The organism is Burkholderia sp. MSMB1588 (genome assembly GCF_001546925.1).
Lineage (GTDB): Bacteria > Pseudomonadota > Gammaproteobacteria > Burkholderiales > Burkholderiaceae > Burkholderia > Burkholderia humptydooensis.
This window is the reverse complement of the sequence record NZ_LNJS01000001.1, coordinates 1759374-1781694: the sequence shown is the minus strand read 5'-3', so window position 1 is coordinate 1781694 and position 22321 is coordinate 1759374. Positions and strand designations below refer to the sequence as shown.

Below are 22321 nucleotides of genomic sequence, written 5' to 3'. Positions count from 1 at the left end.
GTCATGTCACGGTACGCCGCGACGAACCTATCAGAAGCGGTAAGCGACACCCATCGAGCCGAACACGCTTGCCCGCCGCTCGACGATCGGGCTGTTGGCCGCGTCGCCCACGAGCGTGCCCGCGCCCACGCCCGCGCGTGCCGACCAGTGCGCGTCGAGCCGGTGCTCGAGCGTCACCCGCAGATCAGTGCGCTGGAAGCCCGACGACGGCGCATAAGTCGGCAGATGGGCGGCACTGGCCGCCGCCTGCGCGTCGTCGATGCCGAATTCGGTTTGCGCGGCCGAGCGGTTGGCCCAGACCGTGCTCAGCGACGCGGTCACGCGATCGCGCGGCCCGTCGAAGATCCGGTATGCGAGCGCCAGCGTCACGTGATTGCCGTAGCCTGAATGGGCCGACTGCAGGAAGCGCACGTTGGCGCTCGCCGGGCCCGCTTGCCAGCGAACGAATGCGCCGTAGAGAAAGCTGTCTGCGATGTTGCCGGTGCCGTTCAGGATCGCCGCGTCGTCCTCCTTGCGACCGAGCCCCAGGCCGACGAGCGGACCGATCGAGAGGTTCGGCGTGACCGACCACGCGGCGCCGGCCTCGAGACCGCTCGCGAAGACATGCCAGTTCGACGCGGAATGGCCGGCCAACGCCACCGCCGGCAGTGGCAGCACGTGATAGCTGCTTGCGCCCGCGTAGCGCGGCACCGCTGCCAGGTCCAGGCCGACGCTGCCCGTCGCGGAAGACTGGGCGAATGCGTGAGTATTGCCGACGATGGCCTGAAGCGCGAGCGCGGCCGCGACGGCGCCGCAACGCGCGGCAACGTGCGCCGGCCCGTCGAATCGAGTCGTACGAGTCAACATCGAATGGTGTTCCTTACAAGGAGTCAGGATGGCTTGCCAGCGGTGTCGCGCATGTCCGGGCTCGGACGCGCACCGTATTCGGCGGTAATAAAGAATGCGGCGCGACGCTGCCGTGACGGTCCGGGAACGTCCGCCTGCCGCGCCGATCGGATCGGCCGATCCGATGCTCAGGACCAGTGTCCCGTGACCCATACGCCGCCGACCCAATGTTCGGGCACCCAGACGCGCGGACGGACGACGACAGCAGGCGCCGGGGGCGGCACAACGGCAACCGCGGCGGGCGCCGCGACCACGGCGGGCGCGACGACGGTGACAGGAGGCGGTGGCGCGACGACGGCGACGCGCGGGGCACCCGCGACCACCACCCCACCCGTCGCCACTGTCCCGCCGCGCGGTCCCGTCACGCTGCTCGTCGTCGTCACGACTCCGGGCGCGACTCGCGTCGCCGTGTCCGTCCAACTGACGGAATGGCCGTCGGAGCCGGCGACACTCGCCGAATGCGTACACCCGCCGCCAGCGCAACTCGTGCTGGCCGTACGCGTATAGGTGCCGTTCGGCCCCGTGACCGTCTCGGTCGACGAATAGTGACCGGGAGACGACCGCGTGACGCTGCCGGCCGTGTCGATCGTCTGCCCGTGTGGCGTGGTCATGCTGCCGTCGTGCGTGCAAGTGCCGCCGCTGCAGGCCGTCGTCCCGCTGTGCTCATAGCGGCCGCCGCGTGGACCGACGGTTGTTCCTGTGTTGGCGAACTGCCCCGGCCCCGTACGCGTGACCGTGCCGTCATTCGTCGTCAGGCCGCCGCGCGGGCCGACGAACGCGCCACGGTGCGTACAGTTGCCGCCGCCGCAGGATGCGCTCCGGACCGACGCCTCGCGACCGTATCCGAATGCCCCGGCGAGGGCCGGCTCGATGCGGAGCGCGATCAGCAGTGAAGCGCAGGCGGCAAGATAGATCTTCGTCATGTGGACTCTCCCGAGACGGATTGGGTGATTCGATGCCTCGCAATGTAGAGAATCCGGTCCGAAAAAACTGTTAGCAATTCATGTCAGACGATGTCGTGAATCCGTTGAAACGAGATGACATGGTTTCCCAACAGATTTTCATCGGCATTGCTTCTAATGTGGCGATGTCGTCCTGGCCGCGGCCAGCCGATCCCTTTCTGATCAAGGAACTGCCATGAAACTGCATGCATCGTTTGCCGCCGCAAGCGGTCTCGCGCTCGCGCTGATTGCCCCCTCCTCATTCGCCGGTGTCGCCGTCGGCATCACAGTGCCGGTTACTGCGCCGGTCGTCGCGGCGGCGCCCGCGGTGCCCGTCTACGCCGTGCCGGCCGTGATCGCGCCACCGCCCGTCGTCGTCCCGCCGCCGGCTGTCGTGGTGACGCCCGCGTACGTCACGCCCGTGCGGCCGGTGGTCGCGAGTCCCGTCGTCACGGTCCGTACGGGATATTGGGCGCACGGCCCGGTCGTCGTACGCTAAAGATTTGCGTGCGGCGTGCCTCCCGCCCCCCTCAGCGCAGTACCGTATGCCGCGCCGCCGGACGTTGCCGCGCTCGCGCAACGCTACGGCTGCACAATATTCGTCGACGCGTTTGGCGATCCGTCCGCGCAAGCCGAGGCATTGACAATGGGAGGATGCCGTCCTCGCGCCCACCGCTGGCCGAAGTGCGAACGTCATCGTCGAGTTCATCGGCGGCGACAATGTGATGCATTCGATCGGCGCGGTCGCGGATCATGGTCATATCGTCCAGGTCGGCTTTCTGGGAAGCCCGAAGGTGCGCATCGATGCGATTCCGCTGATGCTGACGCGCGCGTCGATTCACGGTGTCTCGGTAGGCAGCCGGCAGTCGTTCGAAGCGCTCGCCCGCGCAATCGATCGGCACGCGATCAAACCGGTCGTCGACTCGGTCTATCCGTTCTCCGACGTGCGCGCTGCATTCGAGCACCTCGATCGCGTACCACGCGCTCGTGCCGGCCGTGCTCTGCTATCTGCGCTGGTACGCCGGCTCGGCGCGCACGAGCGGCACCGAGGCCGCATTGTTCACGGCCGTCGCGCCGGCGTCGGCGGTGCTGTTCGCGGTTGCGGCGTTCGGGGAGCCGCTCGGCGGGACGCGGCTCGCCGGCATCGCGATGGCGGTGACGGGCGTGCCGGTCGGCGCGATCCGGCCGCGGTCCGGCGCGATGCGTTCGGCCGCCGCCGCGGCGGATTCGCGGGAAGCGGCCTGAAGCGATCGCCCAGGCACGACGGGCGGCGTCGACATCGCCGGCGCTGCCCGCAATCGCCCTGCTCCGCGGTAACGCGGCAACGCCCGCTCAGCCGACTCGCCCGATGTCGGCCGACGCAATCAGCCGCTCGATGTCGAGCAGAATCAGCATCCGGTCGCCGTCTTCGCCCGCGATCGATCCGAGATCCGTGATGAAGCCGGTGTCGATCGCCGCGCCGAATTCGGGCGCCGGCCGCCGGTCGGCGGCCGCGAGTTCGAGCACGTCGCTCACCGCGTCGACGACGACGCCCACCGTGCGCGCCGCGACGTTCAGCACGATCACCACCGTCGACGTGTTGTACTCGGCGGAATCGAGCGCGAACTTCAGGCGCAGGTCGATGATCGGCACGATCGCGCCGCGCAGGTTGATCACGCCCTTGATGAACGCCGGCGCGTTCGCGATGTGCGTCGGCTCTTCGTACGACCGGATTTCCTGCACGCGCAGGATGTCGATTCCATATTCCTCGGTGCCGAGCCGGAACGTGACGAACTCCTGCGCATCGCGTGCCGTGTCCTGTCCGCCCATGCGCGCCGCGTGCGGCGCTTTCAGAATTGCATTCATTGCGCTGTCCTCCTCGTGTGGGGCGCGCGCCGCCGTCAGAACGCCGGCGTGGCGTGCGGAACGCCGTGCGGCGCATTACCACGTGGTAACGGCCGCCACGCCGAATGCTTGAGCAGCGTTTCGATATTGACGAGGAAAACATCGGGAAAACAAGGGCAATCGCGTCGGAGCCTACACCGCCCGACGAAGGCCGCAGCTTTCATCGCCGAAAGCAGCGCCGGGTCGCGTTTCCAGCGAAACGTTCGGCGAACCGCTTCGCCGTATTCGATGACGATCGCGTGTCACCACGCGAGGCGGCGCGGCGCACGCGATCAATGCGTTCGATTGCGCAGTGTCTCCCTCACCCGCTTCGCGACGAGCACGGTCAGATAATCCCGCACCCGTGCGCCTTCACTGTATTCGGCGAGCGTTTCTTCGTAAAGCCGCGACACCGCGTCGGCGGGCGTGTGGGTTTCGGAAGCGATTGCCTGGACGATCTCGTTGACGCTGACGCGGTTCTGAACCATGTTTGCGCTCCGCAAGGAGGAAAGACGGACAAAAACAGCTTGGGGTGGGGTGCCTATTGAATGTCGTCAAAAGCGTCGATGCAAATTGAATCCGTCTATGACCGCCGCGTCTGCGCAACCGGGGCTCTATTCGGACGAATCCGGCCGCACGTGGCGAACGCCCGGGGCGAAGGCGCGTTCCGGCGCCACGTCCTCGCCGCGCTGCGACGCAACGCAGGAGCGGGTGCCGATGGCCGGCGATCCCGCGCGCGGCACGTTACACTCTCGTCGCATTCGCGCCATTGCGTCCCGGCGCCGCCCGAACGAACCGCCGCCGCACCTTGCCTACCGGCTGCAAGGCGCGGCGGCGGTTCGCATCCGACGCACGGCTTTCACAGTCCGACAGGAGTTCATGCATGGCGGTTCGCGACATCCATGACATCGAGCAGATCGAGCGCGTTCCGCTGCACGCGCGCGCGCTGCCCGCCAACACGCTGCAGATCTTCGACGAGCGCGCGGCGAAGACGCCCGACGCGCCCGCCCTCACCTTCTTTCTCGACGCCGACCGGCTCGACCGGTCGCACACGTGGACCTTCGCCGAGCTGCGCGCCGACATCGTCAGGACGGCGAACGTACTCGCGAGCGTCGGCGTGGGCGCGGGCGACGTCGCCGCGTTCGTGCTGCCGAACCTGCCCGACACGCATTTCGCGATCTGGGGCGGCGAGGCGGCCGGCATCGCGATGGCGATCAATCCGCTCCTCGACGGCGCGCAGATCGCCGAGCTCGTCGACGCGGCGCGCGCGAAGGTGTTGATCTGCGTCGCGCCGACGCCGGGCGTCGACATCTGGCCGAAGCTCGCGCCGCATCTGAGCGCGATGCCGACCGTCGAGACGGTCATGTGGGTCGATCTGCGGCCCTATGTGCCGCTCGCCAAGCGCGCGGCGCTCGCGTGGGTCGAGCGCCGCGAGAAGGCGCGCCTGCGCGGCGAGCGGGTCCGGATCGTCAATCTGCACGCCGAGATGCGGCGGCAGCCGGGCGACCGGCTGATCCGGCCGCGCACGATCAGGCCCGACGAGCCGTCGTCGTACTTCTGCACGGGCGGCACGACGGGCCGCCCGAAGATCGCGGTGCGCACGCACGGCTGCGAGGTGTTCGACGTGTGGGCGGCGAGCGAGACGCAGGCGCGCGACGGCGAGGACGCGCGCACCATCTTCTGCGGGCTGCCGCTCTTTCACGTGAACGGCCAGCTCGTGACGGGCCTGATGGCGTGGTTGCGCGGCCATCACGTCGTGCTCGGCACGCCGCAGGGCTATCGCGGCAAGCACGTGATCGCGCGCTTCTGGGCGATCGTCGAGGCTTACAGGATCAACGCGTTTTCCGGCGTGCCGACGCTTTTCGCGGCGCTGTTGCAGCAGCCCGTCGGCCGGCACGACATCCGCTCGATCGAATACGCGGCGTGCGGCGCGGCGCCGATGCCAGTCGAGCTCGCTCGCGGCTTCGAGCGCACGACCGGCGTGAAGATCGTCGAGGGCTACGGGCTCACCGAGAGCGCATGCATCGCGTCGCTGAATCCGCTCGACGGCGAGCGGCGCATCGGCTCGATCGGCCTGCGCCTGCCTTATCAGCGCATGCGCGCGGTGATCGTCGACGACACCGGGCGCTACGTGCGCGACGCGCTCGTCGACGAGGTCGGGCTGATCGCGCTCGCGGGGCCGAACGTGTTTCGCGGCTACCTCGATCCGGCGCACGAGCGCGGATTGTGGATCGACATCGCGGGCGAGCGGTGGCTGAACACGGGCGACCTCGGCCGCCGCGACGCCGACGGCTATTTCTGGCTCGTCGGCCGCAAGAAGGAGCTGATCATTCGCGGCGGGCACAACATCGATCCGCGGATCATCGAGGACGCGCTCGCCGCCCACCCGGCCGTCGCGCTCGCGGCGGCGATCGGCCGCCCGGACGCGCACGCGGGCGAGTTGCCCGTCGCGTACGTGCAGTTGAAGGCGGGCGCGAGCGCTGACGAAGCCGCGCTGCTCGCGTTCGCCGCGGGCGCGATCCCCGAGCGCGCGGCGGTGCCGAAGCACGTGCGGATACTCGACGCGGTGCCGACGACCGCGGTCGGCAAGATCTTCAAGCCCGAGCTGCAGCGGCTGGAAATCGCGGATGTCGTGGCCGCGTGCGCGCGCGACGCGCAGGTCGCGCTCGAACGGGTCGACGTCGTCCAGGACGCGCGGCGCGGGCTCGTCGCGCAGATCGCCGTGCGCGGGGCGCACGGCGCGCTCGCCGAGCGGCTTGCGCGTTATGCGTTCGCCGTCGACTGGCGCGGCGAAGGCGAGCGCGACGGCGCGCATGCGCATGCCGCCGGGGCGACGCGCGGCGAAACCGCCGCGCGCGAGCGCGCGTCGTGAGCGCCGACCTGGGCCGCCCGCCGTTTCGTCGCCGATTTCGTCGCCGATTTCGCCGCCGATTCGTCATGCGGGCCGAATCCTGATGCGCGCCGGCAACTTCCGCGTGACCGCGGCCGTCGTCGCGAGCGCGCTCTTCATGCAGAACGTCGACAGCACGGTCGTCGCGACCGCGCTGCCGAGCATGGCGCGCGACCTCGGCGTGAACGTCGTGTTCCTGAGCAGCGCGATCACGTCGTATCTCGTCGCGCTGACCGTGTTCATCCCGGTGAGCGGCTGGATCGCGGACCGCTTCGGCGCGAAGCGCGTGTTCATCGCGGCGATCGCGATCTTCACCGCGGCGTCGGTGATGTGCGCGGCGGCGAACGGGCTCGCGGCGCTGATCGCCGCGCGCATCCTGCAAGGCGCGGGCGGCGCGCTGATGGTGCCCGTCGGCCGCCTGATCCTCTATCGCGGCGTGTCGCGCGACGAGATGCTCGCGGCGACCACCTGGCTCACGATGCCCGCGCTCGTCGGCCTGCTGCTCGGGCCGCCGCTCGGCGGCTTCCTGACCGATGCGCTGTCGTGGCGCGCGGTGTTCTGGATCAACGTGCCGGTGGGCGTCGCGGGCGCCGCGCTCGCCGCGCGTCTCATCCCCGCGTCGGCGGGCGAGCGGCGCGCGCCGCCCGACCTGGCCGGCATGCTGCTCGTGGGCACGGCGCTCGCCTCGCTGATGCTCGGCGTCGAGACAGCGGGCCGCGGCGTGCTGCCGGCCGGCACGCCGGCGCTCGGCATCGGCGCGGGCGTCGTGCTCGGCTGGCTCGCGATCCGCCATTGCCGGCGCGTCGAGCGTCCGGCCGTCGATCTGTCGCTGCTCGCGATTCCGACGTTTCATGCGGCGACGATCGCGGGTAGCCTGTTTCGCTCGGGGGCCGGCGCGCTGCCGTTTCTCGTGCCGCTGACGTTGCAGGTCGGCTTCGGCGCGAGCGCGTCGAAAAGCGGCGTCATCACGCTTGCGAGCGCGCTCGGCTCGCTCGCGATGCGGCCGATGACGCATGCGGCGCTGCATCGCGCGTCGATGCGCACGGTGCTGATCGCGGGCAGCGTGTCGTTCGCGGCCGTGCTCGTCGCGTGCGCGACGCTGTCGGCCGCCTGGCCGGACGCGGCCGTCTTCGCGCTATTGCTGATCGGCGGGCTGTCGCGCTCGCTCAGCTTCGCGTCGCTGGGCGCGCTCGTGTTCTCCGACGTGCCGGGCGAGCGCCTGTCGGCCGCGACGTCGTTCCAGGGAGCCGCGCAGCAACTGATGCGGGCGGCGGGCGTCGCCGTCGCGGCGGGCGCGCTGCATCTGGCGATGCTGATCGGCGGGCGCGGCCGGGCGAGCCAGGCGGATTTCGCGTGCGCGTTCGTGGCGATCGCGCTCGTCGTGCTCGCGTCGGTGCCGATGTTCGCCGCACTGCCGGCCGGCGCCGGCGAAGGGCTTGCGGGGCCGGCGCGCCGATCGCGGGAATGAGACGGCGCGCGCGGAAGCCCGCCGGTCACGTCGATTCGGCCGACGATCTCGGCGCAGTCCGCATCAGTCCGGATCAGGCCGCGTCGGGCGATCGCGCGCGACGAGATCGAGATACGCGCGCACGTCGCCGCCGTCGAGCGGCTTGACCATCACGTGCACCGTGCGCACCGCGTCTTTCATCGGAACGTCCTCGACGGTGCGCACGCAGGCGTAGCCTGCGCGCGCCCAGAAGCGCTCCGCGCGCGGCGCGCCGCTGACCACGCCGAGCCTCAGCCAGCGCGCCCCTCGCGCCCGCATCCACGCCTCGAGCGCCGCATAAATGCATCGCGCGACACCCTGCCCGTGCCGCACGGTCTCGACGATGAACAGATCGACGTGCCAGATGCCCGGCGCGAACATGTCGGCGAAAAGCGTCGCGACCGCGGCGAGCGGCGCGTGCGCGCCGGACGAAACGGGCGACGAAGGCGTCGGCGCATTGCAGCCGGCCGGCGCGGAAGGCCGAAAGCCGATCGTCCATTTGGCCGTGCAACCCCGGTCGGCAGGCGGCATGCCCGCGTACTCGACGGCCGCTTCGTCCGGTGCGGGCGGCTTGCCCGTCGTGTCGACGAAATACTCGGGGTTGCGCTCGAAGAACGCCTGGATCGCGGGAATATCGTCGGCGCCGAGCGCGATCGCGCACAGGTCGTCGATTTCGAAGAGCGCCGGCGCGCGGGCGGACGAAGATTCGGATTCGGTCGGAGGCATGGATGGGATTGATGGGATGGAGGCGGATCGTATGCGCGAAGAACGTGACGCCGGCCACGGCCGATCGGCCGCCGTCGGCGGGCCAATGCGCCGGCGCGCGCGGCCGCCGCTCAGCTCCCCGCCCGGATCGCCGCGAGGAACAGCATCGGCGGGCGCCGGCACTCCGCCTCGAGGTCCGGCCGCACCGCGAGCGCGTCGGGAATCGGCGCCGGCTCGCCGAGGTGCGTGAGCGTGAAGCCCGCCTTCAGCAGCGTGTTCACGTAGGTCTCGACCGTCCGGTGGTATTTGACGACGCCGTCGACGAACCAGCGCGTGTCGCGCCGCCCTTCCTGCCGGTAGCGGTCGACGGGCCAGTGCTGCTTGTGGCCGTCTTCGTCGCGCACCCAGCCGTGCGGATACGCGGTGCAGATCGGATGCTCGACCGAGAACACGAAGCGGCCGTTCGAGCGCAGCGCGTCGTAGATCCGCGCGACGACGCCCGGGTAATCTTCGACGTAGTGCAGCGCGAGCGACGACACGACGAGATCGAACGCGCGCGTCGCCGCGTGATAGGTCTCGATCGACCGCTGCAGATAGGTGATCGCGCCGTCGTCGGTGCGCGCGCGCGCCTCGTCGAGCATCCGCGACGACACGTCGACGGCCGTCACCGTCGCCGCGCCGCGCGCGCGCGCATAGCGGGCGAAATCGCCGAAGCCGCAGCCGAGGTCGAGCACGTGCAGGCCCGCCAGGTTCGGCAGCAGACGTTTCATCGCGGGAAATTCGAGTGCGCCGTTCAGGCCGGTATCGCCCTGTCGAAGCGTTTGGTAGCCTTCGAAGAACGATGCGTCGTCGTAGATGTTTTGCGGCGCGGACGGAGGCGCCGTGTTGGGATCGCTGCTCACGATGGACGCTCCTTGACGTAGACGGCAATCGGCGGGAAAGCGGCTCAAGACGATTCGAGGCGACGGGCGGCGGTGCGGCGCAATATCCGTTCCACGCGCGGCGCCGTCCGTCGCATTGTATCGCCGCGATACGGAAATGCGCAGTCCAAAACGATGGTTCGCGATGATCCGCGCCGATCCGGCCCGCGCGTGAACGCGCCCTTGTTTGCCAAAGCGCGCCCGCTCAAGTACCTTGAACCCCTGCCGCCTGCGATCGGCCCCCCGCTTCGCCCACGGCCGAGTCCCGCCGCCCGGGCCGGCGCGCGCCGTCGCATCCGTTCATCCGCTGTCCGACAGGAGTGCCAGCCCCGATGAGAGTCCCCCGTTTCAGCCGTTCCGTGCGCGCGGCCGCGGCCGCCGCCGCGCTCGCCGTTTCCCTCTGCGCCGCCGCGCCCGGCGCGCGCGCCGCCGGCGCGGTCACCGTCGCGTCGAAGATCGACACCGAAGGCAACCTGCTCGGCAACGTGATCGCGCAGGTGCTGAAGGCGCACGGCATCGCCGTCGTCGACAAGATCGGGCTCGGCGCGACGCCGATCGTCCGCCGGGCGCTGACGACGGGCCAAATCGACATCTATCCGGAATACACGGGCAACGCCGCATTCTTCTTCAACAAGGCCGACGATCCCGCGTGGAAGAACGCCGCGCAAGGCTACGCGCTCGCGAAGCAGCTCGATTACGCGGCGAACCGGATCGTCTGGCTCGCGCCCGCGCCCGCGAACAACACGTGGGGCGTCGCGGTGCTCAATTCGATCGCGCAAACGCAGCATCTGAAGACGTTCAGCGATTTCGGCAAGTGGGTCGGCGCGGGCGGCAAGGTGAAGCTCGCCGCGTCGGCCGAGTTCGTCAACAGCGCGTCCGCGCTGCCGTCGTTCGAGAAGGCGTACGGCTTCAAGCTGAAGCCGGAGCAGATGCTCGTGCTGTCGGGCGGCGACACCGCCGCGACGATCAAGGCCGCCGCGCAGCAGACGGACGGCGTGAACGCCGCGATGGTCTACGGCACCGACGGCGGCATCGCGGCCACGGGGCTCGCGGTGCTCGACGACGACAAGCACGTGCAGCCCGTCTACGCGCCCGCGCCGATCATCCGCGAGGCGGTGCTCAACGCGCATCCGCAGATCGCCGATTATCTGAAGCCCGTGTTCGCGAGCCTCGATCTGAAGACGCTGCAGACGCTCAACGCGCGGATCCAGATCAACGGCGAGCCGGCCGCGAGCGTCGCGGCGAGCTATCTGAAAGCGAAGGGCTTCGTCAAATGACGGCGCGCACGGCGGGCGGGGCCGGCGCCCCCGCTCCCGCGCCGCGGCCGCGCGCGATTCCCGGATGGGCCGCGCGCGTCGACAAGGTCGGCGCGCTGATCGCCGCGCTCGTCGCATACGCGGCGTTCGTCCAGCCTTTCGTCACGCTGCGCGCGAACCGGATCGCGGCGGGCTCGGAACTCGCGCTCGGCGCGGTGTTTCCGGCGCTCCACGCTTACGCGCTCGACGCGCTGTGGGCGGCAGGCGCGCTCTTCGCGCTCGCGCGCAGCCGCGCGGCCGCGCGCGCCGCCGTCGGCGTCGTGCTGGTGCTCGTGCTGTGCGTGGCGCTCGGCGCGGCGCCCGCGCATCTCGTCACGCCGGACACGCCGCTCGCGCGCGTGTCGCCCGCGGCGGGCGCCTGGCTGCTGCTGTTCGCGTTCGCGGTGCTGATCGCCGACGCGCTCGCCCGGATCGCGCCCACCCCGGCGATGCGCCTCGTCGCGCTCGCCGCGGCGCTCGGGGCGCTCGCCGCGTTCATCCACGGCGGCTTCTGGGACGGGCTGTCGGTGATGCAGGAATACGCGGTGCGCGCCGACACGTTCCGCAGCGAGGCGATCCGCCACCTCGCGCTCGTCGCCGGCTCGGTGGCGGCGGCCGTCGCGCTCGGCGTGCCGCTCGGCATCGGCTGCACGCGCTTCGCCGCGCTGCGCGGCGCGCTGCTGCCGCTCTTGAACGTCGTCCAGACGATTCCGAGCATCGCGCTGTACGGCCTGCTGATGGCGCCGCTCGCGATTCTCGCCGCGCGCGTGCCGCTCGCCGCCCGCCTCGGCGTGAGCGGCATCGGCGTCGCGCCCGCGCTGATCGCCCTCTTCCTGTATGCGCTGCTGCCGATCGTGTCGAGCGTCGTCGTCGGCTTCGCGCAGGTGCCGGCCACTGTCGTCGAGGCGGCGCTCGCGATGGGGATGACGGGCCGCGAGCGGCTCGTCGCGATCGAGCTGCCGCTCGCGCTGCCCGTCGTGCTCTCCGGCGTGCGCATCGTGCTCGTGCAGAACATCGGCCTGGCGGCCGTCGCCGCGCTGATTGGCGGCGGCGGCTTCGGCACGTTCATCTTCCAGGGGATCGGCCAGTCCGCCACCGATCTCGTGCTGCTCGGCGCGCTGCCGACGATCGCGCTCGCGCTCGTCACCGCCGTGCTGTTCGAGGCCGCGACCGACCTCGCGAAAGGAGCGCGCCGATGATCGAGATCGAACGCGTGAGCCGGCTGTTCGGCGATCTCGCCGCGGTCGACGACGTGTCGCTCGCCGTCGCGCGCGGCACGGTGACGGCGCTCGTCGGCGCGTCGGGCAGCGGCAAGTCGACGCTGCTGCGGATGATCAACCGGCTGATCGCGCCGACGAGCGGGACGATTCGCGTCGACGGCGTCGACACCGCGAGCGTGCCCGCCGAGACGCTGCGGCGCGGGATCGGCTACGTGATCCAGGGGCACGGCCTCTTTCCGCACTGGACGGTCGCGCGCAACATCGCGACCGTGCCGCGCCTGCTCGGCTGGCGCGCGGCGCGCATCGACGCGCGCGTGCGCGAGTTGCTCGAGCTGTTCGAGCTCGACTACGGCACATACGCGCGCAAGCTGCCGCACCAGTTGTCGGGCGGCCAGCAGCAGCGCGTCGGCGTCGCGCGCGCGCTCGCGGCCGAGCCCGCGATCCTGCTGATGGACGAGCCGTTCGGCGCGCTCGATCCGATCATCCGCGGCAAGGCGCAGGACGATCTCGTCGCGCTGCAGCGCAGGCTCAAGATCACGATCGTGATCGTCACGCACGACATCGACGAGGCGCTGCGGCTCGGCGACCAGATCGCGGTGATGGACGCGGGGCGCATCCTGCAGGCAGGCCCGCCCGCCGAGATTCTCGGCCGGCCGCAGCCGGGCGTCGTCGAGCGGCTCGTCGCGGGCCTCGACCGGCCGCTGCGCCTGCTCGCGCTCACGCGCGTCGCCGCGCTCGCCGAGCCGGGCACCGCGCCCGGCGAGCCGATCCCGGGCGCGCTCACGCTGCGCGACGCGATCTCCGAGCTGCTGTGGCGCGGCGTGAGCATGCTGCCCGTATCAAGCGCCGACGGCGCGGTGACGACGCGCATCACGCTCGATGCGATCGTCGCGCAGGCGAAGCGGCCGGAATGAGGCGCGCGATGAAAGCCGCGAGCGCCGCGCGCAATACGGGCGCGCCGGGCGCGCTCGGCGCAGCGAGCCGGCGCGCGGGCGTCACGCTTGCGCGCATCGCCGCGCTGGCGGCGCTCGCCGTGATGCTCGCGCGACCCGGCTGGCTCGAGCCCCTTTTCGCGCCGTTCGCCGACAACGGCGCGCCCGCGATCTACCGGCGCGCGAGCCTCCTCGACCTGACGCTGTCGCATCTCGCGATCGTCGCGGCGGCGAGCGCGGCGGGCGCGATCGTCGCGCTCGCGGCGGGGATCTTCGTCACGCGGCGCGCGGGCGCGGAGTTCCTGCCCGTGGCGCGCAGCGTCGTGCACATCGGGCAGACCTTTCCGCCCGTCGCGGTGCTCGCGCTCGCGGTGCCGGCGATCGGCTTCGGCGTGAAGCCCGTGCTGATCGCGCTGATCCTGTACGGACTGCTGCCGATCTTCGAAAGCACAATCGCGGGGCTGCAGGACGTGCCCGCCGACGCCGTGGACGCCGCGCGCGGGATGGGGATGAGCGGGCTGCAGCGGCTCGCGTGGATCGAGCTGCCGCTTGCGTTTCCGGTGATCCTGAACGGCATCCGGCTTGCGGTCGTCATCAATCTCGGCACGGCGACGATCGGCTCGACCGTCGCAGCGAAGGGACTCGGCGACGTAATCATCGCGGGGCTGCAGACGGCGAACACCGCGTTCGTGCTGCAAGGCGGCCTCGTCGTCGCGCTGCTCGCGGTGCTGATCTACGACGCGCTCGGCGCACTCGGCCGATGGCTCGCGCCGGCGGGCGCGGCGCGGCGCGAAGGCGGCGCGTAGCCCGGCCGCACGCGCCGCGAGCGTCGCCCGGCGTCGCTTTTGTCGCATCGCATCGCATCGCAGCCTGCCCGTGTCGGCTTCGGCATGCGCGGCCTGCAGCGATTTCAGCAAGATGGAATCGTATCGAACGAGGTCATCGCGACAGGCACCTACCTGTCCGACGAATGCCGATCCGTGCCGTTGAAACGTGCTCGCCGCGTGCGTGTACGACAGCGACACGCACACCGATCCTAGCACCGTTTGCACATGCTCCGACCGCCTTCCGGCCGCCTTCCGGCGTTTTTTGATCCATGACATGAAGTGCCGTTTAAATTGTTTCCAATCAGTAAGCCATCGGGAAGAATTGAATCGACGAAAGCGAATTCAAATGCCGAATTTGACGGATTTGGAACGCGTTCGATCGGCTCGTTTTGCACACGAGAAGCGGGATTCAAGGCCTGATTCGGTCGCGTGCGGAAATGCGGCGCCAAAAGCGCTCGTGAGCAAGGTCGAACGGAAAAGCAGGAAAGCACGATGAGAATCTGCATTGAAAATATTCAACCGGGGGTCACGCGAGAAGAGCTGCAGGCTTTTCTATTCAAATACACCGGGAAGACATTTACCGATATTCAATTCATCGGAGAGTCGGGCCCGAGGCCGGGCGCGCTGATCGACATCGACGGCGCCAGTTGGAGCGCGCTCGCGGAAATCCGCCGCCGGCTGCACGGCATGTACTGGAAGCGGCGCCGGATCGGCGTCTGGCTCTTTTCATTCTGGGACCGCAGCGACGCAGCCGAGGTGCGGCGTCAACGCGAAGCCCGGACACAAGCGGCAAGGAGCACGCCCATGACGACGCTCCGCCGATAACGCCCGAACGGGCACGCATCGACCCAATTCAAACGACGCGCGTTCCGCCGGACCGCGCGCAAGCGGCAACCGCCGTGCTCCCCCGCCCCCGGCGGACGCGCGATGGCCGCGTGCGCGCCGCGTTTTTGCGCGAACGCGATTGCGAGGAAACATCATGGCTGAAGTGACACAAGAACGAGACGTCGCGGCGCAATCCGTGACGAACAGGCTGCGGCTCGGCGCGCTCACCGCGCTCGTGGTCGGATCGATGATCGGCGGCGGCATTTTCTCGCTGCCGCAGAACATGGCGGCCACCGCCGAAGCGGGCGCGATCCTGATCGGCTGGGCGATCACCGCGGTCGGCATGCTCACGCTCGCGTTCGTGTTCCAGACGCTCGCGAACCGCAAGCCGCAGCTCGACGGCGGCGTCTACGCGTATGCGCAGGCAGGCTTCGGCGACTACATGGGCTTCTCGTCCGCGTGGGGCTACTGGATCAGCGCGTGGCTCGGCAACGTCGGCTACTTCGTGCTGCTGTTCTCGACGCTCGGCTATTTCTTCCCGGTGTTCGGCGAAGGCAACACGCCCGCCGCGATCGCGGGCGCATCGGTGCTGCTATGGGCCGTGCACTTTCTCGTGCTGCGCGGAATCCGGCAGGCGGCGTTCGTCAATCTCGTCACGACCGTCGCGAAGATCGTCCCGCTCGCCGTCTTCATCCTGATCTGCTTCTTCGCGTTCAAGCTCGACGTGTTCCGCACCGATATCTGGGGCCGCGCGAATCCGTCGCTCGGCTCGGTGATGAACCAGGTCCGCAACATGATGCTCGTGACCGTCTGGGTGTTCATCGGCATCGAGGGTGCGAGCATCTTCTCGGCGCGCGCCGAAAAGCGCAGCGACGTCGGCCGCGCGACCGTGATCGGCTTCGTCGGCGTGCTGCTCGTGCTCGTGCTCGTGAACGTGCTGTCGCTCGGCCTCATGACGCAGCCGCAGCTCGCGAAGCTGCAGAACCCGTCGATGGCGGCCGTGCTCGAGCACGTCGTCGGCCACTGGGGCGCGGTGCTCATCAGCGTCGGCCTCGTCGTGTCGCTCGCCGGCGCGCTGCTGTCGTGGGTGCTGCTCTGCGCGGAAATCATGTTTTCTGCCGCGAAGGACCACACGATGCCCGCGTTCCTGCGCAAGGAGAACGCGAATCACGTGCCGGCGAACGCGCTCTGGCTCACGAACGCGATGGTCCAGGTGTTCCTGCTGATCACGCTGTTTTCGCAGAGCACCTATCTGTCGCTGATCTATCTCGCGACGTCGATGATCCTGATCCCGTACTTCTGGTCGGCCGCCTACGCGCTCCTCATCGCCGTGCGCGGCGAGACCTACGAGGGCGACGCGCGCGCGCGCCGCAAGGACCTTTTCGTCGCCGCGCTCGCCGTGCTCTACGCGGTGTGGCTGCTGTACGCGGGCGGCGTCAAGTACCTGCTGCTGTCCGCCCTTCTCTATGCGCCGGGCGCGCTCTTCTTCGCGAAGGCGAAGCGCGAGCTCGGCAAGCCGGTTTTCACCGCCGCCGAAAAGCTGATCTTCGCGGCGGCGGCCGCCGCCGCACTCGCCGCGGCCTACGCGCTCCACCGCGGGCTCATCACACTTTGATCGAAGAGGTAATCAACATGTCCCAAGCCACTCCTCAAGTCGGTGTCCATTCCGAAGTCGGCAAGCTGCGCAAGGTGCTCGTCTGCTCGCCGGGCCTCGCGCACCAGCGCCTCACGCCGAGCAACTGCGACGAGCTGCTGTTCGACGACGTGATGTGGGTGAACCAGGCGAAGCGCGACCACTTCGATTTCATGTCGAAGATGCGCGAGCGCGGCACCGAGGTGCTCGAGATGCACAACCTGCTGACCGAGACCGTGCAGAACCCGGTCGCGCTCAAGTGGATTCTCGATCGCAAGATCACGCCGGACAACGTCGGCATCGGCCTCGTCGACGAAGTGCGCGCGTGGCTCGAGAGCCTCGAGCCGCGCGCGCTCGCCGAGTTCCTGATCGGCGGCGTCGCGGCGAGCGACATTCCGGGCGCCGAGCGCTCGAAGGTGCTCACGCTGTTCCGCGACTATCTCGGCAAGTCGTCGTTCGTGCTGCCGCCGCTGCCGAACATGATGTTCACGCGCGACACGTCGTGCTGGATCTATGGCGGCGTCACGCTCAATCCGATGCACTGGCCCGCGCGCCGGCAGGAGACGCTCCTCGTCGCCGCGGTCTACAAATTCCATCCGGCGTTCGCCGATGCGAAGTTCGACGTCTGGTACGGCGACCCCGATCGGGATCACGGCATGGCGACGCTCGAAGGCGGCGACGTGATGCCGATCGGCCGCGGCGTCGTGCTCGTCGGGATGGGCGAGCGCACGTCGCGCCAGGCGGTCGGCCAGCTCGCGCAGTCGCTGTTCGCCAAGGGCGCGGCCGAGCGCGTGATCGTCGCCGGGCTGCCGAACTCGCGCGCGTCGATGCACCTCGACACCGTGTTCAGCTTCTGCGACCGCGATCTCGTGACGATCTTCCCCGAAGTCGTGAACCGGATCGTGCCGTTCTCGCTGCGCCCCGGCGGCGACGCGCATTACGGCATCGACATCGAGCGCGAGGACAAGCCGTTCATCGACGTCGTCGCGCAGGCGCTCGGCCTGAAGTCGCTGCGCGTCGTCGAGACGGGCGGCAACGATTTCGCCGCCGAGCGCGAGCAATGGGACGACGGCAACAACATGGTCTGCATCGAGCCGGGCGTCGTCGTCGGCTACGACCGCAACACGTACACGAACACGCTGCTGCGCAAGGCGGGCGTCGAGGTGATCACGATCGGCTCGAGCGAGCTCGGCCGCGGCCGAGGCGGCGGCCACTGCATGACCTGCCCGGTCCTGCGCGACCCCGTCGACTACTGACGCAAGCGTCGCGGCGCGCGCGCATGCGCCGCTGGCCCCGACCAACCTACGGAGAAACGAGATGAGCTTCAACCTGCACAATCGCAATCTGCTGAGCCTGATCCATCACAGCGCACGCGAGCTGCGCTATCTGCTCGACCTCGCGCGCGACCTGAAGCGCGCGAAGTACAGCGGCACCGAGCAGCCGCGCCTGCTGCGCAAGAACATCGCGCTCATCTTCGAAAAGACGTCCACCCGCACGCGCTGCGCGTTCGAGGTCGCCGCGTATGACCAGGGCGCGAACGTCACGTACATCGATCCTTCGTCGTCGCAGATCGGCCACAAGGAAAGCATGAAGGACACGGCGCGCGTGCTGGGCCGGATGTACGACGCGATCGAGTACCGCGGCTTCAGCCAGGAGATCGTCGAGGAGCTCGCGCATCACGCGGGCGTGCCCGTCTTCAACGGGCTCACCGACGAATACCACCCGACGCAGATGCTCGCCGACGTGATGACGATGCGCGAGCACAGCGACAAGCCGCTGCACGACATCAGCTACGCGTATCTCGGCGATGCGCGCAACAACATGGGCAATTCGCTGCTTCTGATCGGCGCGAAGCTCGGAATGGACGTGCGCATCGGCGCGCCGAAGTCGCTCTGGCCTGCCGCCGGTTTCATCGCGCAGTGCGAGGCGTTCGCGGCTGAAAGCGGCGCGCGGCTCACGTTGACCGAAGATCCATACGAAGCGGTCAAGGGCGTCGATTTCATTCACACCGACGTGTGGGTGTCGATGGGCGAGCCCGTCGAGGCGTGGGACGAGCGGATCAACGCGCTGCTGCCGTATCAGGTGAACCGCAAGCTGATCGAATCGACGGGCAATCCGCGCACGCGCTTCATGCACTGCCTGCCTTCGTTCCACAACTGCGAAACGAAGGTCGGCAAGCAGATCGCCGAGCGCTATCCGCACCTGAAGGACGGCATCGAAGTCACCGACGAAGTGTTCGAGTCGCCGCGCTGCATCGCGTTCGAGCAGGCGGAAAATCGCATGCACACGATCAAGGCGGTCCTCGTGTCGACGCTCGGCAGCATCTGACGGCCCGGCGCGCGCAATCGAACCGGATGGCGCGCGAGGCCGCGCCGTCCGCACCGTTGGCACAGCAAGGAGAAACATGATGCGTATCGTCATCGCATTGGGCGGCAATGCGCTCTTGCAGCGCAATCAGCCGATGACCGAAGCCCAGCAGCGCGAGAACGTGAAGATCGCGGTCGCGCAGATCGCGCAGATCGCGCCCGGCAACGAGCTCGTGATCGCGCACGGCAACGGGCCGCAGGTCGGCCTGCTCGCGTTGCAGGGCGCGGCATACGCCGAAGTCGCGCCCTACCCGCTCGACGTGCTCGGCGCGCAGACGGAAGGGATGATCGGCTATCTGATCGAACAGGAAATGGGCAACCTGCTGCCGCCCGACGCGCCGTTCGCGACGCTGCTCACGCAAGTCGAGGTCGATCCGGCCGATCCCGCGTTCGAGCATCCGACGAAGCCGATCGGCCCCGTCTACTCGCGCGGCGAGGCCGAGCGGCTCGCGCGGGAAAAAGGCTGGCACATCGCGCCCGACTGCGACAAGTTCCGCCGCGTCGTGCCGAGCCCGCGGCCGCGGCGCATTTTCGAGATCCGGCCGGTCAAGTGGCTGCTCGAGAAAGGCACGATCGTGATCTGCGCGGGCGGCGGCGGCATTCCGACGCGCTACGATGCGAGCGGCAAGCTCTCGGGCGTCGAGGCGGTGATCGACAAGGATCTGTGCGCGTCGCTGCTCGCGCGCGAATTGCATGCGGACCTGCTCGTGATCGCGACCGACGTCGACGGCGCGTACATCGACTGGGGCAAGCCGACCCAAGCGCTGATCGAAGCCGCGCATCCGGACGAACTCGAGCGGCTCGGCTTCGCGGCCGGCTCGATGGGGCCGAAGGTGCAGGCGGCGATCGAGTTCGCGCGGCAAACCGGGCACGATGCGGTGATCGGCTCGCTCGCCGACATCGTCGCGATCGCCGAGGGCCGCGCCGGCACGCGGGTCAGCACGAAGGTCGACGGGATTCGCTACCGGAAGCCGCAGTAACCGCGCGGTGACATGGAACGGCGGCCGCGGCGGGCTGTCCGCTGCGCAGCCTGAGCCGCCGAACCGCGTTGGCGGCGCGATGATCGTCGACGCAGTCGCGATGCACACGGCGTCGTGCGCTCACGCGCCGCGCCGCTCGTTCTGGCGGCGCGTCCACGCCCGCGCCTGCTCGTCGCGCACGAACTGCTCGACGGCGGCGGGCAGCAGGTTGCGGAACAGCCCGCCGTCGCCCTCGGTCACGTCGACCATCTTCTCGATCATCTCCAGCGGATCGTATTGCTCGAACGGGAACGTCAGCCTCTCGGGCGTCGCCGCGGCGCGCGCCGGGTCGAGCCAGCGGCGCGGCGTCTCCATCATCCGGTCGTTGAAGCCCGTGCTGTACGGCCCCGGATTGACGACGGCGATCTGGATGCCGTGCGCGTCGAGCTCCGCGTGCATCGCCTCGGCAATCGCTTCGACCGCGTGCTTCGACGCGCAATACGCCCCCGTATACGCGCCGGTGACGAGCCCCGCGATCGACGACACGAACACGATCCTGCCGCGCCCGCGCGCGATCATCCCCTGCGCGACCTGCTGCGTCAGCGCGAGCGGGCCGAACACGTTGATCTCGAACAGCTCGCGAACGATGTCGAGTGGCAGATCGACGAGCGCGCCCGCCTCGCCCGCGCCCGCGTTGTTCAGCAGCACGTCGATCTCCCAGCGCTCGGCCTGCGCGCGGTCGCGCGCGGACGTCACGTCGAGCTTCACGGCGTCGAGCGCGACGCCGCGCCGCGCAGCCTCGGCGTTCAGCTCGGTGATCTGCGGGACGATCTGCACGCCCGCGATCACGTGATGGCCCCTCGCGGCGAGCCGCAGCGCGACCTCTCGGCCGAATCCCGAGCCTGCGCCCGTCACCAGAATGCGTTTGTCAGTCATGTCCTTGCTCCTTGTGCTGTGTCCAGAAGAGTGGCGAAAGCGTCGACGCACGCCTGCGCGATCGCGACATCGTCGTCGACCGCGCCGCCCGACACGCCGACCGCGCCGGCGCAACGCCCGTGCGCGCCGACGAGCGGCAGGCCGCCGCCGAACGTGACGAGCCCGCCGTTGCTGTGTTCGATCGTGCGGATCGGCCCGTCGGCGGCCGACAGCGCGCCGAGCGACGCGCTCGGCGTCCGGAAGCGCGCAGCCGTGCCGGCCTTGCGCGTCGCGAGGTCGATCGCGCCGATGAACGCGCCGTCCATCCGCGCGAACGCGACGAGATGCGCGCCCGCATCGACGACGGCGATCGCGACGGCGACGCCCGCCCCGTTCCGGCGCGCGGCGCGGGCGACGCCAGCCTCGACGATGCGCTGCGCGTGTTGAAGCGTGAGTTCGGCGGACATCGGCGGCTCCTTGTGCGGTTCGACTGCGAGCCAGTGTAGAGATCGGCGGTATCTGAGAGAATCGGCATTCCGCTCACAAACGTATCAAGTTTTTCTAATGACTCTGCGACGCGATCCGCTCGGCGGCCTCCACGTTTTCATGAGCGTCGTCACGCACGGCAATTTCACGCGCGCGGCGGCAGCGCTCGGCCTCACGCCCGCTGCGGTGAGCCTCGCGATCGGGCAGCTCGAAAGCGAGCTGAAAGTGAAACTCTTCAGCCGCAGCACGCGCGGCGTGAGCCTGACGGAGGCCGGCCAGCGCTATTGCGACGCGACCGCGCAGCCGTACCGGCAGGTCGTCGAGGCGCGCGACGCGCTGAACGACGCGCGCGACGAACCCGAGGGCCTGTTGCGGATCAGCGCGCTGCATCTCGCGAAATCGGTCGTGACGGCCGACGTGCTCGCCGAATTCTTCCACCGCTATCCGAAGGTGAGCGTCGAGATCCGCTACGAGGATCATCTCGTCGATATCGTCAAGGAGCGGCTCGACGCCGGAATACGCCTCGCCGACCGGCTGCATCCCGGGATGGTCGGCGTGAGGATCGCGCCCGCGCTCACGTGCGCGCTCGTCGCGACGCCCGGCTATCTCGCGCAACACGGCACGCCGGCGAAGGTCGCCGACCTCGCGCGGCACATGTGCATCCGCTTTCGCTTCCCGAAGAGCGGCCGCCTGCACAAATGGCCGCTGCGCGACGGCCGCCGCGACGTCGATCTCGACGTCGCCGGCCGCTTCGTCAGCACGGATACGGGCGCGGTGATCGACGCCGCGCGCGCGGGCGCGGGCATCGCGTTCGTGTTCATGCGCGAGCGGATCGCGGGCGACCTGCGCCGCGGCACGCTGCGCGAGGTGCTGCCGGGCGCATGCCGGACGCTGCCGCCGATGTGGCTCTACTACGCGAACCGCAAGCACGTGCCACCGAAGCTGCGCGCGTTCATCGCGGTGCTGCGCGAGCACGCGGCGGCCGACGGACGGCGCTGACGGCGGGCATGCTCCATTGCGGCGCCATTGCGCTGCGCACTTTGCATGCGCGCTGGCGCGACCAGGTTCGCCACGCCTGACGAAAGCGTTCGCGCGATGTCACGATTTCGTCATCTCGCGCCGCCGCCAGCAACAATGCGCGGGATCGGCTACATTGTGCGGACCGCGCCGCCC

21 protein-coding genes and 2 pseudogenes are annotated in these 22321 nt (G+C 69.5%); 15 read left to right on the top strand and 8 right to left on the bottom strand.

Translation table 11 applies throughout. The features are described from left to right. Positions 1-30: 30 nt before the first annotated feature. Together WS92_RS19865 and WS92_RS19860 are read right to left on the bottom strand one after the other, a co-directional pair. Positions 31-846, bottom strand: coding sequence for a MipA/OmpV family protein (locus WS92_RS19865; protein WP_059934359.1), 816 nt, complete (start codon positions 844-846; stop codon positions 31-33). 167 nt (positions 847-1013) lie between these two features. Continuing rightward, on the bottom strand, positions 1014-1808 hold the full coding sequence (locus tag WS92_RS19860; protein WP_015601224.1) for a hypothetical protein: 795 nt from the start codon (positions 1806-1808) through the stop codon (positions 1014-1016). A gap of 214 nt (positions 1809-2022) precedes the next feature. Here WS92_RS19860 and WS92_RS19855 point away from each other — a divergent pair, with 214 nt between their 5' ends. The 3 genes and pseudogenes from WS92_RS19855 to WS92_RS19850 form a co-directional block, all read left to right on the top strand. Then, the gene (locus tag WS92_RS19855; protein ID WP_006026740.1) at positions 2023-2325 is read left to right on the top strand and encodes a hypothetical protein; all 303 of its coding nucleotides are present in this window, start codon (positions 2023-2025) and stop codon (positions 2323-2325) included. 196 nt (positions 2326-2521) lie between these two features. After that, positions 2522-2737 (top strand): annotated as a pseudogene (locus WS92_RS36740) (NAD(P)-dependent alcohol dehydrogenase); the annotation flags it as partial. 55 nt (positions 2738-2792) lie between these two features. Next, positions 2793-3071 (top strand): annotated as a pseudogene (locus WS92_RS19850) (EamA family transporter); the annotation flags it as partial. A gap of 87 nt (positions 3072-3158) precedes the next feature. Here the strand turns inward: WS92_RS19850 and WS92_RS19845 are convergent. Then, entirely contained in the window at positions 3159-3671 is a 513-nt protein-coding gene (locus tag WS92_RS19845) for a chemotaxis protein CheW (protein ID WP_059934355.1), read from the bottom strand. Between the two features lie 311 nt (positions 3672-3982). Then, positions 3983-4177, bottom strand: a complete 195-nt coding sequence (locus WS92_RS19840) for a DUF3562 domain-containing protein (protein WP_009916446.1) — start codon at positions 4175-4177, stop codon at positions 3983-3985. Between the two features lie 395 nt (positions 4178-4572). On the opposite strand from WS92_RS19840, the gene WS92_RS19835 reads away from it, so the two are divergent. Beyond that, positions 4573-6561, top strand: a complete 1989-nt coding sequence (locus WS92_RS19835; RefSeq protein WP_059934353.1) for an acyl-CoA synthetase — start codon at positions 4573-4575, stop codon at positions 6559-6561. An 82-nt stretch (positions 6562-6643) separates the two neighbouring features. Beyond that, the gene (locus WS92_RS19830) at positions 6644-8047 is read left to right on the top strand and encodes an MFS transporter (protein ID WP_059934416.1); all 1404 of its coding nucleotides are present in this window, start codon (positions 6644-6646) and stop codon (positions 8045-8047) included. A gap of 63 nt (positions 8048-8110) precedes the next feature. Here the strand turns inward: WS92_RS19830 and WS92_RS19825 are convergent, their stop codons facing one another. Together WS92_RS19825 and WS92_RS19820 are read right to left on the bottom strand one after the other, a co-directional pair. Beyond that, complete coding sequence (locus tag WS92_RS19825; protein WP_059934351.1) at positions 8111-8791, bottom strand: GNAT family N-acetyltransferase; 681 nt, start codon at positions 8789-8791, stop codon at positions 8111-8113. Positions 8792-8901: 110 nt separating this feature from the next. Next, positions 8902-9672: a class I SAM-dependent methyltransferase gene (locus WS92_RS19820; protein ID WP_015600503.1), complete on the bottom strand. Its 771-nt coding sequence runs from the start codon at positions 9670-9672 to the stop codon at positions 8902-8904. Between the two features lie 350 nt (positions 9673-10022). On the opposite strand from WS92_RS19820, the gene WS92_RS19815 reads away from it, so the two are divergent. The 9 genes from WS92_RS19815 to arcC all read left to right on the top strand — a co-directional run bounded on the left by WS92_RS19815 (position 10023) and on the right by arcC (position 19768). Next, positions 10023-10967: a glycine betaine ABC transporter substrate-binding protein OsmF gene (locus WS92_RS19815; RefSeq protein WP_075644831.1), complete on the top strand. Its 945-nt coding sequence runs from the start codon at positions 10023-10025 to the stop codon at positions 10965-10967. After that, positions 10964-12184 carry an ABC transporter permease gene (locus tag WS92_RS19810; protein WP_059934349.1) on the top strand — a complete coding sequence of 407 codons (1221 nt, stop codon included), beginning with the start codon at positions 10964-10966 and terminating at the stop codon, positions 12182-12184. The genes WS92_RS19815 and WS92_RS19810 overlap by 4 nt, the downstream gene beginning before the upstream one ends. Further along, the gene (locus WS92_RS19805; protein WP_059934347.1) at positions 12181-13119 is read left to right on the top strand and encodes an ABC transporter ATP-binding protein; all 939 of its coding nucleotides are present in this window, start codon (positions 12181-12183) and stop codon (positions 13117-13119) included. The genes WS92_RS19810 and WS92_RS19805 overlap by 4 nt, the downstream gene beginning before the upstream one ends. Then, on the top strand, positions 13116-13943 hold the full coding sequence (locus tag WS92_RS19800) for an ABC transporter permease (protein WP_059934345.1): 828 nt from the start codon (positions 13116-13118) through the stop codon (positions 13941-13943). The genes WS92_RS19805 and WS92_RS19800 overlap by 4 nt, the downstream gene beginning before the upstream one ends. A gap of 513 nt (positions 13944-14456) precedes the next feature. Next, positions 14457-14789: a hypothetical protein gene (locus WS92_RS19795; RefSeq protein WP_009912310.1), complete on the top strand. Its 333-nt coding sequence runs from the start codon at positions 14457-14459 to the stop codon at positions 14787-14789. A gap of 154 nt (positions 14790-14943) precedes the next feature. Next, positions 14944-16404, top strand: a complete 1461-nt coding sequence (arcD, locus tag WS92_RS19790) for an arginine-ornithine antiporter (protein ID WP_015601023.1) — start codon at positions 14944-14946, stop codon at positions 16402-16404. 17 nt (positions 16405-16421) lie between these two features. After that, positions 16422-17678: an arginine deiminase gene (gene arcA, locus WS92_RS19785; protein ID WP_059934342.1), complete on the top strand. Its 1257-nt coding sequence runs from the start codon at positions 16422-16424 to the stop codon at positions 17676-17678. A 61-nt stretch (positions 17679-17739) separates the two neighbouring features. Continuing rightward, positions 17740-18750 (top strand): ornithine carbamoyltransferase, encoded by a 1011-nt coding sequence (locus WS92_RS19780; RefSeq protein ID WP_015602278.1) that lies wholly within the window; start codon positions 17740-17742, stop codon positions 18748-18750. 79 nt (positions 18751-18829) lie between these two features. Continuing rightward, the gene (gene arcC / locus WS92_RS19775) at positions 18830-19768 is read left to right on the top strand and encodes a carbamate kinase (protein WP_059934339.1); all 939 of its coding nucleotides are present in this window, start codon (positions 18830-18832) and stop codon (positions 19766-19768) included. 120 nt (positions 19769-19888) lie between these two features. Here arcC and WS92_RS19770 read toward each other — a convergent pair whose 3' ends face one another. After that, on the bottom strand, positions 19889-20683 hold the full coding sequence (locus WS92_RS19770) for an SDR family oxidoreductase (RefSeq protein ID WP_059934337.1): 795 nt from the start codon (positions 20681-20683) through the stop codon (positions 19889-19891). After that, positions 20680-21129, bottom strand: a complete 450-nt coding sequence (locus WS92_RS19765) for a GlcG/HbpS family heme-binding protein (protein WP_015602224.1) — start codon at positions 21127-21129, stop codon at positions 20680-20682. Before WS92_RS19765 ends, WS92_RS19770 begins: the two co-directional genes overlap by 4 nt. Before the next feature lie 97 nt (positions 21130-21226). Between WS92_RS19765 and WS92_RS19760 the strand changes: the two genes are divergently transcribed. Next, positions 21227-22147: a LysR family transcriptional regulator gene (locus WS92_RS19760; protein ID WP_006026722.1), complete on the top strand. Its 921-nt coding sequence runs from the start codon at positions 21227-21229 to the stop codon at positions 22145-22147. The last annotated feature ends 174 nt before the right edge of the window (positions 22148-22321 follow it).

Excerpts from the sequence above, each read along its gene's own strand:
- WS92_RS19865 (WP_059934359.1), bottom strand. The coding sequence starts at position 846 with ATGTTGACTCGTACGACTCGATTCGACGGGCCGGCGCACGTTGCCGCG.
- WS92_RS19860 (WP_015601224.1), bottom strand. The coding sequence starts at position 1,808 with ATGACGAAGATCTATCTTGCCGCCTGCGCTTCACTGCTGATCGCGCTC.
- WS92_RS19855 (WP_006026740.1), top strand. The coding sequence starts at position 2,023 with ATGAAACTGCATGCATCGTTTGCCGCCGCAAGCGGTCTCGCGCTCGCG.
- WS92_RS19845 (WP_059934355.1), bottom strand. The coding sequence starts at position 3,671 with ATGAATGCAATTCTGAAAGCGCCGCACGCGGCGCGCATGGGCGGACAG.
- WS92_RS19840 (WP_009916446.1), bottom strand. The coding sequence starts at position 4,177 with ATGGTTCAGAACCGCGTCAGCGTCAACGAGATCGTCCAGGCAATCGCT.
- WS92_RS19835 (WP_059934353.1), top strand. The coding sequence starts at position 4,573 with ATGGCGGTTCGCGACATCCATGACATCGAGCAGATCGAGCGCGTTCCG.
- WS92_RS19830 (WP_059934416.1), top strand. The coding sequence starts at position 6,644 with ATGCGCGCCGGCAACTTCCGCGTGACCGCGGCCGTCGTCGCGAGCGCG.
- WS92_RS19825 (WP_059934351.1), bottom strand. The coding sequence starts at position 8,791 with ATGCCTCCGACCGAATCCGAATCTTCGTCCGCCCGCGCGCCGGCGCTC.
- WS92_RS19815 (WP_075644831.1), top strand. The coding sequence starts at position 10,023 with ATGAGAGTCCCCCGTTTCAGCCGTTCCGTGCGCGCGGCCGCGGCCGCC.
- WS92_RS19810 (WP_059934349.1), top strand. The coding sequence starts at position 10,964 with ATGACGGCGCGCACGGCGGGCGGGGCCGGCGCCCCCGCTCCCGCGCCG.
- WS92_RS19805 (WP_059934347.1), top strand. The coding sequence starts at position 12,181 with ATGATCGAGATCGAACGCGTGAGCCGGCTGTTCGGCGATCTCGCCGCG.
- WS92_RS19800 (WP_059934345.1), top strand. The coding sequence starts at position 13,116 with ATGAGGCGCGCGATGAAAGCCGCGAGCGCCGCGCGCAATACGGGCGCG.
- WS92_RS19795 (WP_009912310.1), top strand. The coding sequence starts at position 14,457 with ATGAGAATCTGCATTGAAAATATTCAACCGGGGGTCACGCGAGAAGAG.
- arcD (WP_015601023.1), top strand. The coding sequence starts at position 14,944 with ATGGCTGAAGTGACACAAGAACGAGACGTCGCGGCGCAATCCGTGACG.
- arcA (WP_059934342.1), top strand. The coding sequence starts at position 16,422 with ATGTCCCAAGCCACTCCTCAAGTCGGTGTCCATTCCGAAGTCGGCAAG.
- WS92_RS19780 (WP_015602278.1), top strand. The coding sequence starts at position 17,740 with ATGAGCTTCAACCTGCACAATCGCAATCTGCTGAGCCTGATCCATCAC.
- arcC (WP_059934339.1), top strand. The coding sequence starts at position 18,830 with ATGCGTATCGTCATCGCATTGGGCGGCAATGCGCTCTTGCAGCGCAAT.
- WS92_RS19770 (WP_059934337.1), bottom strand. The coding sequence starts at position 20,683 with ATGACTGACAAACGCATTCTGGTGACGGGCGCAGGCTCGGGATTCGGC.
- WS92_RS19765 (WP_015602224.1), bottom strand. The coding sequence starts at position 21,129 with ATGTCCGCCGAACTCACGCTTCAACACGCGCAGCGCATCGTCGAGGCT.
- WS92_RS19760 (WP_006026722.1), top strand. The coding sequence starts at position 21,227 with ATGACTCTGCGACGCGATCCGCTCGGCGGCCTCCACGTTTTCATGAGC.